Below are 13,344 nucleotides of genomic sequence, written 5' to 3' on the forward strand. Positions count from 1 at the left end.
TTTATTTTTTATAATGATTTATTTCTTAAGGATATAGGTATTTTCTTTTTTCTGTACTTCCAGTCCCAGGATGAAAGCCAGTGATTCAATATTTTCTCCGACCGTTCCTCCCGTAAAATCAGCAGTAATTTTTTTATCTTCAGCTTCCTTAGGATATTGAACCTTTGTATGATAATTGCTTTCCAGGACCGTCACTACTTCCTTTAAAGGAACATCGTTAAAACTCAGAGACAATATTGACGTAATTCTGCCTGCTGAATTTTTTACAGGTTTCAGGGAAATAACTGCTGTAGTATGAGCAACTCCGAAGTTGGTCCACTTCTGATTAGGCTTAAGGAAAGAAACCGGAACCCCGGGAGTGGATACAGCCACCTTTCCTTCGTAAAGATCAACCGCTTTTTTCTTACCTGACTGTGAAATCTTAAATACCGTTCCCAATACTTTGGTACTAAAACCATCCGCACGAACGATGAATGGATGTTTTTTAGATTTTGCCACAGAGAATATTGCATCGCCTTTTAAATCCACGACTCTGGTGGACGCAGGAAAAGATTTCTCTACAGTCAGTACAGCGCCTGGTAAAAGAGTAACCACAGATCCGTCTTCAAGACGAACAATACTATTTCCGGATTTTGCAAGATAAACATCTGGCTTAATGAATAAGGAGTAGGTAAAAACTCCGCCCAATGTTAAAAGCAGAATAATAACCGCCGCAATTTTATAAAGATGTGTTCTAAAGCTTTTTGTTGACGGGATAGATACAATATCTTTTTGAGAAAAGTAATTTTCCAGTCCGGACAATACCCTTTCTCTGGATTCTTTAAGATGAACAATGTCCAGATCTTTTTCTGCAAGATTTTTCCACTGTTTTAAAAGTTCATTTTCTTTTTCGGAAATTGAGTCTTCCGAAACTTCCCGTTCCCAAAGTCTGAAAACAAAGGCTTCAATATTTTTATATGGTAAAAGTTTTTTCATAGGGGTCTTTCATGTATTCACAGATACTTCTATCTATAAGACAGTGAAAATGAAAAACTTCCCCGGGGCATTCTTAACGTTATATTCACATTACAACCAAATTGTTAATAATTTTCGTCATATTTCACATTTACCCAACATTAACGTTCAATTTTCGGCCTGTTTTTCAGAAATATTTAATCTTATCATACCCAAAGTTCACAAAAAGTTAATTTTCCTTTAGGTAATTTTGTATCACAATATGAGCCCAACAGACTATATATTATTAAAGAAAATAAAATCAGGCGACCGCCCTGCATTTATGCTGCTGTATGACCGGTATTGGGATAGTCTGTATCGCTTTGTTTATGTACGGACACGGGATAAGGAAGTTTCTGAAGAAATCCTCCAGAACCTGTGGATGAAGATTCTTGAGAATACGGATGCCATACAAACCGATGATACAGAAAGTGCCAAAGGCTACCTTCTCCGTCATCTTCATTACCGGATTATTGATTTTTATAACAGCTACAAAAAAGCGCCTCCTACGCTGAGTATTGACGAGTTTGATATTCCGAATGAAATAGAAATAGCAGATTCCGAGTATTTTGAAATCCTTGAAGAAAATGAGATCAGTGCTTTATTGACTATGATTGATGAAGTCGTTTCCCAGCTTCCCTCAACGGAACAGCAGGTATACGATATGAGAATCAGGAAAAATATGTCTGTTAATGAAACAGCAGAAGCGCTGGGGCTCAGCAATAAAACGGTAAGTAATAAATTAAGCAAAGCTTTGGGAGAAATCCGTGAACAGCTGAATCCTGAGTATCAGTCGTCTAAAAAGCTGGTTTCTATTCTGTTGCTGATGGAGGTGTTGACGAAGTATTGAGGTTGAGATACGGGGTATGAGGTTCGAGATACGAGATGCGGAGGTTCCTCAATGGTCAATTTGCTGCGCAGTCAATAGTCAATTTTTATAACACCTGTTAAAATTCACAGCGAAGCGGATTCACTATTCACTTTTAATGTCAATAGTCAATTTGCTACGCAGTCAATAGTCAATTTTTATAACACCTATTAAAATTCACAGCGAAGCGGATTCACCATTCACTTTTAATGTCAATGGTCAATTTGCTCCGCAGTCAATAGTCAATTTTTATAACACCTGTTAAAATTCACAGCGAAGCGGATTCACTATTCACTTTTAATGTCAATGGTCAATTTGCTGCGCAGTCAATGGTCAATTTTTATAACACCTGTTAAAATTCACAGCGAAGCGGATTCACTATTCACTATTCACTATTCACCAAATAACGGCAGAAAACCTGTATTAAAATCCAGGATTTTAAAATCGGCAAGGTTTGAATCTATATTTTCGTCATTATTGGTGAAAATGATGGTCTGCATTCCTGCATCTTTCGCAGCTTTTAATCCTGACTGACTGTCTTCAATAGCAATACAGTGTTCCGGGGAAACTCCAAGATTTTTTGCAGAAGTAAGATATACGGCAGGATGAGGTTTTCCCTGAGTTTCAAACTCTGATGAGTGAATGGTATCAAACAGGTCATGAACCTGCAGTTTTTCAAGCACCGCATGTGCTACCCGTAAAGGAGCATTGGTAGCCAGCCCTATTTTGTAGTCTTTATTCTTAAGATTTTTAATAAACTTTTCTACACCAGACATGGTACAGTTTTCGGTCCGTATCATTTCGATTACTCTTGTAACCACTTTATTTTCAAGATCAGAGGCATCAAAATTTTCCCAGGGGAATCTTTTATACCAGAATTCGGTTACTTCCTGAGTGGTCATATACTTTGTTTGTGCCGCAAGATCATCCGTAACCTGCACTCCATAAGATGAAAATACATCCAGTTCTGCCTGGGTCCAGAATTTTTCTGAGTCTACCAGAACACCGTCCATATCAAATATTACTGCTTTTAAAGCCATTTTTGAATGATAAATTATAAGTGATTACTTATTGGCTGATTTTATACACACAACGCTGCCCTCCGGAAATAATATGATCTATTCTTTCCACTGTATACTCCTTTCCTATCAGGGATTGGAAATTGGATAGCTCCGCGCGGCAGAAACCCTGGCATTCTGTTGCTGCAGCGCATATCGGACAATGATTTTCAATCAGATAATACACTTCCCCTTCTTTTTTCCATTCCGCCATATAGCCTTCATCACTACGAACTTTTGAAAGAGATTCGAGGCGCTGTTCCAGTGATTCTGCCTTTGAAAGTACTTTTTCATAACGCTCATGGGTATTTTTCTCCCGGTCGCTGATTAATAAATCCAATGCATTTTCACCCAAAAGATTTTTCACGGATTTCAAAATCTGAACTGTAACATCTGCATGGGTATCCGGAAATTGAGCCAGTCCTTTCTCTGTAAGAGTATAGTATGTAGATGGACGCCCAACCCCTTCGCTCTTCACCGAAGACCGGATCAATCCTTCCTGAGCAAGATTCAGTAAATGCTTTCTTGCCCCTTCTTTGGTGATCGACAATTCTTCAGCAATAAGAAGTGATGTAGCCTCACCTCTCATCTTTAAAAACATCAGAATACGATCCGCAGACGGCTTCTTCATTTGACAATATTTAGGTTGTTTTATTTTTCAACAACAAATATAGTCATTTTCTATAACCTTATAAAATCAAGGATAAAATAAAGATTTACAACATTTTACTTCTGCTCATCAGAAAATAAATAAAACAACCATAAAGTTGTTTTATTTAAATATATTTCTACCTTTGTGAGACATTAATCAAAAAAATAAATATAATGACTCCATTTACATTACCCCAGTTACCTTATGCTTACGATGCTTTGGCTCCTTTTATAGATAAAGAAACGATGACCATTCACCATCAGAAACATCATCAGGCTTATGTAGATAATCTGAATGTAGCACTGGCACAAACCAATGAAACCAATCCCGACCTTGATTCATTACTGCAAAGAATAAGTGAATACAGTCATGCTGTCAGAAATAATGGTGGCGGCCACTATAACCATTCTTTATTCTGGGAAATTATTTCTCCACAACCCAAGCTGAATCCTGAAGGCATGCTTCATGACGATATCACAGCTACTTTCGGGCGCCTTGACAATCTAAAAGCAGAAATGAAGAAGACAGGTTTGTCACAGTTTGGTTCAGGATGGGTGTGGCTGTATGTAAAATTCAACGGCTCATTGGCCATCAGTTCTACTCCTAATCAGGATAATCCGATGATGGATATTCTTTCCACCAACAGAGGTTTTCCGATTCTGGGAATAGATGTCTGGGAACATGCCTATTATCTGAATTATCAAAATAAACGCGCAGATTATCTGGATGCTTTCTGGTCTGTACTGGATTGGTCTGCTGTTGAAAGAAAATATGAAGAAGCCTTGTCAAAAGTAAGATAAATAATACTGAAAGTAAACGAATTATGACTGAGGAAAATTTTATCAATAAAGCAAAGGCTGCAGGCATTATTGCTCTTGACCTTTCAGATTACAAACCGACTACGGAAATTGTAGAACTGGATATCAAAGAACATCTTTTTATGGGAATGATTGTTAAGGAGAAAGAATTTAAAGAATCAATTGCTGCGGTGGATTTTTCTGTTTACAATGAAAAAGCAGTAGCGATCATCTGTTCTACGGATGCTATTATTCCACCCTGGGCTTATATGCTGATTATGGAAAAATTGTCTCCTTACGCTTCTTATGCTGATTTAAACAATGCAGAAACTGTTCTGCTGGATCTATGGAAACGCCGTCTTATCTATGCTGATCTGAAACAGTATAAAAATCAGAAAGTGGTTGTCCGCGCAAGTACTCATCATGATCCTTCATTGTATTTATTGGCAGCAGGATTACTGAAACCGCTGGTGAAAACACTGATGTATGGTGAAATAGGGTTACCCAAAGTAATTTTTAAACATTAAAAAATGAAAGCAATCATATTCAACGGATCGATGGAAAGAAGAACTTTATCTACTTCCGGACTGATTTCAGATTATTTTTCTGAACGCCTGAAAATACTGGGAATTCAAACTGATATTTTTACACTTGCTGATTCCGGCATTCCTTTATTCGATGTCACGCTTACCAAAACTCCTTTGGCCGTAGAGCGTATGGCTCAAATGTTTACTGATGCTGATCTGCATATCTGGCTGGCTCCTCTTTATCACGGCAGCATTCCGGGAGTAATGAAAAACTGTCTGGATTGGCTTGAAGTAACCGCCAACTGGTACGAGCCTTATCTCACGGATAAAACTGTAGGGCTGGTATGCTGGGCTGATGGTCTTCAGGCCATGCAGGGAATTAACGCCATGGATTCTATAGCCAAATCATTGCGTGCCTGGCCATTGCCATTCAGCGTTCCGATTGTCAGGTCATCATTATTTACGGATGAGCAATCCACCCAAATTTCGGATCTGTATTCCAGTAAATTTGACAAGCTTATCAGCATTGCATCTTCTAAAAAAATTGCCATTAGTGACTAAGTACCGGCAGAAATTACTGCATATTAATGATTTAAATAAAAAATAGCACACTTTATGCTGCTTATTTTCAAAGAACAGTGTTAAACTGCTGTCATTTAAGTTTAGCAGGGATTTCAGAATCGTTCAACGTTGACGGAATCCCTTTTTTAAACCCTTTAAATTCAAACAATATGGCTATAAAAATAACAGATGCCTGTATCAACTGTGGAGCCTGTGAACCTGAATGCCCCAACTCAGCCATTTACGAAGGTGCTATCGACTGGCGCTGGAAAGACAAAACCAAGCTTTCAGGACATATTACATTCCCCGACGGCACAAAAGGTGATGCTGAGGCTTAACATCCTGCTGTCTCAGATGAAGTGTATTATATCGTATCCGGAAAATGTACGGAATGTAAAGGCTTTCACGAAGAGCCTCAATGTAAGGCTGTATGCCCTGTAGACTGCTGTGTGGATGATCCTGATCACAGGGAAACGGAAGAAGTACTATTGGACAGACAAAAATTCATGCACAGTGCTTAATCAGCTTCTATCTTTTATATTTAATTTTCAATGGAGGCGGGCTAAAGCCCGCCTTCTTATATTTTCTTTCCCATCAGCTTTCACCTACACTTATTTTGCTTTAATCTCAGTGTAAATTTTTTGAGTAAAAGGAGTTTCTACAGCTGTTTCAGTGCCATATTTCAATACAGCACCTGCAAACAATTCCAGCTCATTATCCTTTTTTCCGGAATTAATATCAAGCTGTAAGGAAGTTGGAGTCTCAAAAGGAAATGTTGAGGCTTTTTCAAATGTTTTAGCGATGATATCTTCCTGAAGATAGATTCCTTTCTTATCAGCAATCTGTTTGATTTCTTTCATAATTTCAGCCGCTTCTTTCTGCTGCTGTTCATCGGTACATACAGTTCCAATAGATGAATTATGCTTTGCTGTTACCAATCCGAAGCTGGCAATAAAAATAAATTTCGTCCAGATATCTGATAATGAATTATCTTTAAAATCAAAATCGATTTTACTTTCACTCAATAGCTCTGTAATCCATTCTACCGGGGCAGAAAAATGCTCAGGATCTCTTCCCACAATCATTTTTCCGGCTTTTCCTTTATGTTCCACTACTCCTCTTTCTTTAATATGGGAAGCTACGTAGATACAGGTTGGAAGAATAGTGTGTTCCGGAATTATTTTACGGATTCTGTCATAAATATCTGCTCCGTTCATCATCGGAAGCAATACAGTATCTTTATTAATAACTTCCTGCAACTGTTTACAGACATTTTCAAGATCGTACTCTTTTACACAGATCAAAACCAGGTCAGGATTTTTGATCTCACTGATATTCTGCACGATATCATCAGGACGGGTCTGTGAATCAGAATGCTCGGGAGATAATAAAGTCAAGCCGTTTTCTTTCACTTTCTCATACGTTTCTCCACGGGCAACAAAAGAAATGGTATATTTTTCCGTGGTTTCATTATTCTGATTTATTTTAAATCCAAAATAACCGCCTACACCACCTAATCCTACTACAACAATATGTTTTTTGTTCATGAAATTATTTTTAAGCAAAGATGAGCGATGATTCCTGAACTATCACTTGACAAATGAAAAGAAATTACAATTTATGAATATCCCTTCTGATCCTGCTCAGGGAACTGTCCTTGATACCAAGGTAAGAAGCAATCACCTTCAAAGGAACATGTTGAAAAATATCCGGATCTTTTTTCATCAGGTTAAAATATCTCGTGGAAGCCTTCTGACTCGCCATTTCGATGAGCCGGTCATGGATCGTATAATAATTAAGAACAAAAAGAAGCCTGCTGAACTCTCTGAATTCAGGAATATTATGAAAATTATGCTGGACATTTTCCAATCCGGTCTCCCAAAAGACACATTCGGTGATCGTCTGATATATTTCTTTGGTAGGCTGCTGTCTGAAAAAGGACAGAAAATCATTAACGAAGCAGGGAGCTGTATAAATATTGGTGGTAATCTCCTCATTATCTTCATTCAGGATATAAGACCGCACATAGCCTTTTTCCAGGAAGTAGGTTTTGGTACTGATCGTATCTTTATCCAGCAAAACAGTATTTGCTTTTACCTCAAAATGACTGAATTTTTCAGTAATTTTTTCAACTACTTCAGCTTGGATACTGAATAAAGAATGGAAATAGGTGTTAAGTGATGATTTGTCCATAAAGTAAAAGCTGCAGCATATTTGTTTTTAAATCTCTCCTGACAAAAATAGCATTTATAACCTATTAAAATAAACTATATTCTTTTTTAATAGATCAGATGTATTTTGTAATTTTCTTCTTTAAAAAACACAAGGCATTACTATGGAGAATGACTTCACTTACGTTTTCATAGAACCTGATAAAGAGATTGCAGATTTCGTTGAAAATCTGGGCACTTTTCAGAATCTTTCGGATGAAGCTAAAGAGGTTGTGATTATTCCTGACGGAAGAATTGATTTATTTTTCTCACAGTCGGCTTCAGAATCTTTTCATATTACCCTTCTCGGATTGGAAACTTATCCTGAACAAAGATTTATTGCTCCGCATACGAACGCTTTTGTTGTAAGCTTCAAACCTCTTGCAGTTGAATACATTCTGAATACCTCCATTGCTGATTTATTGAATATCGGAAAAGAGCTTTCTCCTGATTTCTGGAATTTTAAAGCTGATGATATAAAGGATTTCAGCCATTGCTGTACGAAAGCAACCCAAAAAATAAAAGAACTGCTCCCACTGAAAGTAGATGAAAGAAAACGGAAACTTTTTGAGCTGGTATATACCTCAAAAGGAGAAATGAGCGTGCAGGAACTTTCTGAAAAAACAGGCTGGAGCAGCAGACAAATTAACCGGTACTTTACCAAACAACTTGGCCTGTCATTAAAAGCCTACTCTACTATTTTGCGTTTCAGAGCATCATTGGAACATATTGCCCAAGGGAGGCTTTTCCCGGAACTCAATTATACAGACCAGAACCATTTCATCAAAGAAGTAAAGAAGTTTTCCGGGGTTGCTCCCAAAGAATTATCCAAAAATGAAAACGACCGATTTGTACTATTATCCGTGTTGAAAGGAAGATAAATTTGCCATGTAAAATTTAAATCAACAATGCTGATAGACAATAAATCAATAGCAATCGTTGGTGGCGGTCCGGCAGGACTTACACTGGCAAGACTTTTACAATTGAAAGGCGCAGATGTAAAAGTATATGAAAGAGACTTCAACAAAAATGCACGCGTACAGGGTTCTCCACTCGATATGCATGAAGATTCAGGTTTGGCAGCCATCCGTAAAGCGGAACTTCTGGAAGAGTTTAAACAGGCTTTCCGTCCCGGCGCAGACAGAACGCTGATCATGAATGAAAAGGCAGAAATATTTTTTAATGATCACGAGACGAAACCTGAAGAGGATTTTGATCATGAACATTTCCGCCCTGAAATAGACCGCGGCCCGTTACGAAATATGCTGTTAGAATCTTTGCATCCTGAAACGGTAATCTGGAACAGTCATTTTCTTTCTATGGAACGCCAGAATGAAGGATGGCTGCTGCATTTTAAAAACGGGAAATCAGTGTATGCTGATATTGTGATTGCTTCAGATGGTGCCAATTCTAAAATCCGTCCGTATCTCCATACCCATAAACCTGTTTACTCCGGAATCATTATGCTGGAAGGAAATGTTTCAAAAGAAAATGCACCTCAGATTGATGCATTGATTAAAGGTGGAAAAATAATGGCATTCGGAAATTCTCAAAATATTTTAATGGGGCAAAAAGGCAATGGGGATCTCGGATTTTATGCAAGCTTTAAAGCTGATGAAAACTGGCCTGCCACCAGCGGTCTTGATTTCTCTGATCAGGCACAGATGCTGAAATGGTTCAAAACAGAATATTCCGAATGGGCTTCTATCTGGGAAGAATTGTTTGAAAATGCAATGACTCCTTTTATTCCACGTCTGATTTACTCTATGCCCTTGGATCAGACCTGGGAAACACAGCCTAACCTGACTCTGATTGGTGACGCAGCACATGTGATGCCTCCTTTTGCAGGAGAAGGTGCCAATATGGCGATGCTGGATGCCCTGGAACTGAGCGAGCATTTAACAGGTAATAATTATACTACTGTAAAGGAAGCTATTTCCGCCTACGAAAATAACATGCGTAAGAGAGCCGCCGGAGCCACAAAGGAATCCCTTGAAAACGGAGAACGGATGCATTCTGACAAATCATTAACCGCCATGCTTGATTTTTTCAACGGCCACCTGACTTCATAAGCAAAACAAAAGGCTGCCTCATCCAGAGACAGCCTTTTTAGGTTTAATAAATTCTTTTTCTCTCCGCTTTTAGATCCTGGTACGGAGATTCATTTATGTTATTTCTTGATCAATTTTGTGTTATATGTATTTTTGTCATCTTTTATTGTCATTACATACATTCCTTTGATCAGAGAAGCTACATTGATTTTTCCATCAATCTTACCTTCCTGAACCAGTCTTCCATCTGCACTGTAGATTTTATAGTCACCTTTACCTTTAAGGTTTTTCACTTCTACAAATGTATCTGCAGGATTAGGATAAACAGAAACCTCTGATGATTTTGTATCTACCGTTTCTCTCACAGCAAGTGTACTCGCAGTAATTTTCACAGGAAGATCCATAATACCTCCAGCCTGGCTTGCCAACTCACCACATACGCTATTCAAGGCACTCGTTGCGAATTTACCAACGACTCTCATTCTTAATGTCTTATCTCCGGAGTAAGTGGTAGCAGGAACGGTGAAGTTAAAACCTGGTAATCCTATATTACCTGCATTTGCTGTCGCTGAAGTCTGTCCTACCCTTTCTGTAGATTCAAATACTCCGTTTCTATTGTAATCAATCCAGGCAGATACATTTACCGGAAGTCCGTTTTGCAACAGATTCCCTATTCTAGGTGTAAGCGTATAGCTACTGCCTTGTGTCAAGTTAACAATTTTAGTAAGATCTTCGCTTAAATCTTTATAGGATTTTGCTGTAAGATCACTATAATCAAGATTCGCAACGGTAACTTTTAAGATGGCTCCTACATAAGGTGAACCTGAATTTAAAAGGCAGTAATCAACTCCAGTCTTTAATCCTTTTGTTTTAAATGTATAATTATTAGAGAAAGTTCCGGGAACTGAATTTACCACAGCTGCTACCTGAACTTCGTAATTGGTTTCATCTTCTAAATTATTCAGAACTACAGAATTTGCCTGGCTAGCAACATTAGACCAGCTGGCCGTTCCTGCTTTTCTGTAATTAACAGAGTAAGCAGCTCCGGGAACACTATTCCAGGATACCCTTGCTGTTGTTTTAAAAACCTCAGTATCTATCGTGGAAACTCCTGTAGGCGCTGATGCAGTCGAAGTAGGTGCACTTCCCACAGTAACAGCAGGAGATACTGCATAAAAGATATTCCCTATAGCTGACACTCTTAATTTTACTGCTCCGCTTATATTACCCGGCATTTGTACACTATAGCTTCCGATGTTTGGAGTTGAAGCTACAAGATTTGTCCAGGTTGCACCGTTATCTGTAGTATAATCTATTTTCACGCTCGCTGTATTATAAGGGGCTGCATTTGTATTGGCAACCTCCCAATAGATAGTGTTTAGTGCATCATTATACAATACTGAAGATGTGGTCAGTCCGTTGAATTTGAATGGCCCGTCATTCCCTACAGTCACTGTGGTTGTTGAGCTTGAAACCATAGGACGCTGAGCGTTCAGATCCCGTACCGTTACCGCATAGTTCAATGTGCGCGGGATATATGATACTGTTTCCCATCTCTGTTTGTCTGTCAGGATTCCATTCATCACACTTGCAAAGTTGGGAAAATACCTTCTTCCGTTTGCTGTTCCGGGAACTGATCTTGCCAAAGCTCCTTTTGGATTGTATCCCCATCCGCTGTCGCCGGAAATGGTAGAAAATTCATCTGTACTGTCATTCTGTTCCCAGGAATAGTTCACAGAATCATTTTCAGCATCTGTAGCTGAAGCTTCAAGATAATAAGCAGTTCCTTTAGGAATACTATAAGCAGCTAAAGGATTAATGGCTGGAGCAGTATTGTTGATAATATTTTGAGAGGCTCCGCAATTAACTTTACTTTCTAAATTAGTTAATACCTGATCAATGGATTTATAATGAAAATATCCGTCAGCATTAGCTTGAACATTATCATAGGTAATCCCGGCATAGCCCATAATAGTAGTCCCTCCTCCAGGCTCTACATTGGCACCCTGATTGGCATCTGTGACTGAAGTATTTGAAAATGTGTGGTTAGCTCCCAACTGATGTCCCATCTCATGGGCTGCCGTAAAATCAAAAACTTCCCCCACCGGAACAGGCCCCTGGGTGAAAGCAGAACCTTTTTTTATTTCAGTATTGGTTGCCGGATCGATGCAGACAATTCCGATTCCTCCTGCGTTTCCGCTTCTCTCAGCATTCTGATTAAGAACATGGCCGATATCATAGTTGGCATTTCCTACTACAGAAGTAAGGGTCTGTTGCAACTGTAAATTTAAATTATTAGAATAAGGATCTGTAGCCGGATCAAGATAGATGATATCCGGAAGATTCTGAACGGTCAGATGAGCTCCGAAATCACGTTCAAAAACTCCGTTTATGCGGGTCATCGTATTATTCATGGCGGCCAGTACAACACCTTTTTTTACGTCGTCGGTCGCATTGGCCGGAGTTCCTGCCGCTGTTAACTGATATTGGCTGTATTCTCCTGTAACGGACAATGCCATTCTAAAATCTCTGTATTTTGTATTGGTAGGTCTGCTGGCAATCCCCACTCCGGAAAGCATTTTTTTACCATTCTCTACCAATTTATTAATACTCTTAAAATCATGTTCTCCTGTATCACATTTAAAGCCGTGTTCTCCTTCATTCTTTGATTTATAGAATACACCGTAAGTCTGTTTATCAGCACTTATTGGTTCTATAAACTGAAATATACCATTTTTAATGATCATAGACTGCATATCATAGGGAGAGGTACTGAATCTCAAATATTTAGACGGATCATCTACGCCCACTCCTACATATGACCCAAGCTGATATCTTTCGGCCAGGGATTTATCAAGTACAGGATTGCTATAAACAGCAAACTTTTCAATCTTTCCTTCAACCGTGGGTAAAGAAATAATAACCGGCGTTGCTCCTTTCCCGGTTTCTTCAGCATTTTTCAGCATTTCGCGAAGAGATTTCAGATCCACTCTATAAGAATGTTGTACTTCTACTCCTTCTCTTATCTGTGAAGTTTTCTGAGAGACAGCTTCCCACCTCTGAGCATTGAAAACTGTAAAACAAGATGCTAATGCACAAACGAATAAAATTCTTTTTTTCATAGATTTATTTAAAATTACTTTGGTTGTATGATTCTAGGTAGCTCATTTTTTATCAAAAGATCATTTTGGATTCTGATAAATCCACTCAAGTATTATCATAAGTTCAATAAAATCAAATCAATGATGAAAAATTCACAACAAATCGCTTCACAAAACTTGTATATTCCCAATAAAAAACAAAAATAAATGATACTACTCGTATACAACAGCATTTACAATTAATTAATTATCAGCCAATTACATTTTACACTCAATTTTATCTTGCTAAATTCTGTTTTTATAAGTAAGGATGAATACAATTCCAAGCTAAAAAACGGATGAAAAAACATATTGAAAATCAACTAAAAAAGAAGAAGTAAAAAAGAGAAATAATCAGAAATACAGTATAAAAAAGGAGAAACGTCCAAAGAACTACTGCTATTTTTCATAAAAGGATTAACAAATTAAGAAAATATCATAATTATTTAAATATCAGATATTTAAAATCAAAATATAACATGTAGTA

The 13,344-nt window shown here is 38.0% G+C and carries 12 protein-coding genes and 1 pseudogene; 7 read left to right on the plus strand and 6 right to left on the minus strand.

From position 1 onward, the window contains the following. Positions 1–18 precede the first annotated feature (18 nt). Positions 19–975, minus strand: a complete 957-nt coding sequence (locus tag AC59HC_RS07475) for a FecR family protein (protein WP_343640427.1) — start codon at positions 973–975, stop codon at positions 19–21. 241 nt (positions 976–1,216) lie between these two features. Between AC59HC_RS07475 and AC59HC_RS07480 the strand changes: the two genes are divergently transcribed. Then, positions 1,217–1,843: an RNA polymerase sigma factor gene (locus tag AC59HC_RS07480; RefSeq protein WP_496558361.1), complete on the plus strand. Its 627-nt coding sequence runs from the start codon at positions 1,217–1,219 to the stop codon at positions 1,841–1,843. Between the two features lie 410 nt (positions 1,844–2,253). On the opposite strand, the gene hxpB is transcribed toward AC59HC_RS07480, so the two are convergent. Together hxpB and AC59HC_RS07490 are read right to left on the minus strand one after the other, a co-directional pair. Further along, complete coding sequence (gene hxpB / locus AC59HC_RS07485) at positions 2,254–2,901, minus strand: hexitol phosphatase HxpB (RefSeq protein WP_496558362.1); 648 nt, start codon at positions 2,899–2,901, stop codon at positions 2,254–2,256. A 28-nt stretch (positions 2,902–2,929) separates the two neighbouring features. Further along, positions 2,930–3,550 (minus strand): helix-turn-helix transcriptional regulator, encoded by a 621-nt coding sequence (locus AC59HC_RS07490; RefSeq protein ID WP_496558363.1) that lies wholly within the window; start codon positions 3,548–3,550, stop codon positions 2,930–2,932. 194 nt (positions 3,551–3,744) lie between these two features. On the opposite strand from AC59HC_RS07490, the gene AC59HC_RS07495 reads away from it, so the two are divergent. The 4 genes and pseudogenes from AC59HC_RS07495 to AC59HC_RS07510 all read left to right on the plus strand — a co-directional run bounded on the left by AC59HC_RS07495 (position 3,745) and on the right by AC59HC_RS07510 (position 5,977). Beyond that, on the plus strand, positions 3,745–4,371 hold the full coding sequence (locus tag AC59HC_RS07495) for a superoxide dismutase (protein ID WP_496558364.1): 627 nt from the start codon (positions 3,745–3,747) through the stop codon (positions 4,369–4,371). A 23-nt stretch (positions 4,372–4,394) separates the two neighbouring features. Then, positions 4,395–4,895: a DUF2480 family protein gene (locus AC59HC_RS07500; RefSeq protein WP_496558365.1), complete on the plus strand. Its 501-nt coding sequence runs from the start codon at positions 4,395–4,397 to the stop codon at positions 4,893–4,895. A gap of 3 nt (positions 4,896–4,898) precedes the next feature. Beyond that, positions 4,899–5,456: an NADPH-dependent FMN reductase gene (locus AC59HC_RS07505; RefSeq protein ID WP_496558366.1), complete on the plus strand. Its 558-nt coding sequence runs from the start codon at positions 4,899–4,901 to the stop codon at positions 5,454–5,456. A gap of 170 nt (positions 5,457–5,626) precedes the next feature. Then, positions 5,627–5,977: pseudogene (locus AC59HC_RS07510) on the plus strand (4Fe-4S dicluster domain-containing protein). Positions 5,978–6,067: 90 nt separating this feature from the next. On the opposite strand, the gene AC59HC_RS07515 reads toward AC59HC_RS07510, so the two are convergent. Both AC59HC_RS07515 and AC59HC_RS07520 read right to left on the minus strand, forming a co-directional pair. Beyond that, positions 6,068–7,003 carry a ketopantoate reductase family protein gene (locus AC59HC_RS07515; protein WP_496558367.1) on the minus strand — a complete coding sequence of 312 codons (936 nt, stop codon included), beginning with the start codon at positions 7,001–7,003 and terminating at the stop codon, positions 6,068–6,070. 64 nt (positions 7,004–7,067) lie between these two features. Beyond that, a complete protein-coding gene (locus tag AC59HC_RS07520) occupies positions 7,068–7,649 on the minus strand; it encodes a Crp/Fnr family transcriptional regulator (RefSeq protein ID WP_343640444.1) in 582 nt (193 codons plus the stop codon). A gap of 142 nt (positions 7,650–7,791) precedes the next feature. Between AC59HC_RS07520 and AC59HC_RS07525 the strand changes: the two genes are divergently transcribed. Together AC59HC_RS07525 and AC59HC_RS07530 are read left to right on the plus strand one after the other, a co-directional pair. Beyond that, positions 7,792–8,547, plus strand: coding sequence for a helix-turn-helix domain-containing protein (locus AC59HC_RS07525; RefSeq protein WP_202843055.1), 756 nt, complete (start codon positions 7,792–7,794; stop codon positions 8,545–8,547). Positions 8,548–8,574: 27 nt separating this feature from the next. Further along, positions 8,575–9,738, plus strand: a complete 1,164-nt coding sequence (locus AC59HC_RS07530; protein ID WP_496558368.1) for an FAD-dependent oxidoreductase — start codon at positions 8,575–8,577, stop codon at positions 9,736–9,738. Positions 9,739–9,836: 98 nt separating this feature from the next. On the opposite strand, the gene AC59HC_RS07535 is transcribed toward AC59HC_RS07530, so the two are convergent. Then, positions 9,837–12,839, minus strand: coding sequence for a reprolysin-like metallopeptidase (locus AC59HC_RS07535; protein WP_496558369.1), 3,003 nt, complete (start codon positions 12,837–12,839; stop codon positions 9,837–9,839). Positions 12,840–13,344: the final 505 nt, after the last annotated feature.

The sequence above is a fragment of the Chryseobacterium sp. DZ-32 genome, assembly GCF_059587025.1.

Coding starts and splice junctions, on each gene's coding strand:
- AC59HC_RS07475 (WP_343640427.1), bottom strand. CDS start 975: ATGAAAAAACTTTTACCATATAAAAATATTGAAGCCTTTGTTTTCAGA.
- AC59HC_RS07480 (WP_496558361.1), top strand. CDS start 1,217: ATGAGCCCAACAGACTATATATTATTAAAGAAAATAAAATCAGGCGAC.
- hxpB (WP_496558362.1), bottom strand. CDS start 2,901: ATGGCTTTAAAAGCAGTAATATTTGATATGGACGGTGTTCTGGTAGAC.
- AC59HC_RS07490 (WP_496558363.1), bottom strand. CDS start 3,550: ATGAAGAAGCCGTCTGCGGATCGTATTCTGATGTTTTTAAAGATGAGA.
- AC59HC_RS07495 (WP_496558364.1), top strand. CDS start 3,745: ATGACTCCATTTACATTACCCCAGTTACCTTATGCTTACGATGCTTTG.
- AC59HC_RS07500 (WP_496558365.1), top strand. CDS start 4,395: ATGACTGAGGAAAATTTTATCAATAAAGCAAAGGCTGCAGGCATTATT.
- AC59HC_RS07505 (WP_496558366.1), top strand. CDS start 4,899: ATGAAAGCAATCATATTCAACGGATCGATGGAAAGAAGAACTTTATCT.
- AC59HC_RS07515 (WP_496558367.1), bottom strand. CDS start 7,003: ATGAACAAAAAACATATTGTTGTAGTAGGATTAGGTGGTGTAGGCGGT.
- AC59HC_RS07520 (WP_343640444.1), bottom strand. CDS start 7,649: ATGGACAAATCATCACTTAACACCTATTTCCATTCTTTATTCAGTATC.
- AC59HC_RS07525 (WP_202843055.1), top strand. CDS start 7,792: ATGGAGAATGACTTCACTTACGTTTTCATAGAACCTGATAAAGAGATT.
- AC59HC_RS07530 (WP_496558368.1), top strand. CDS start 8,575: ATGCTGATAGACAATAAATCAATAGCAATCGTTGGTGGCGGTCCGGCA.
- AC59HC_RS07535 (WP_496558369.1), bottom strand. CDS start 12,839: ATGAAAAAAAGAATTTTATTCGTTTGTGCATTAGCATCTTGTTTTACA.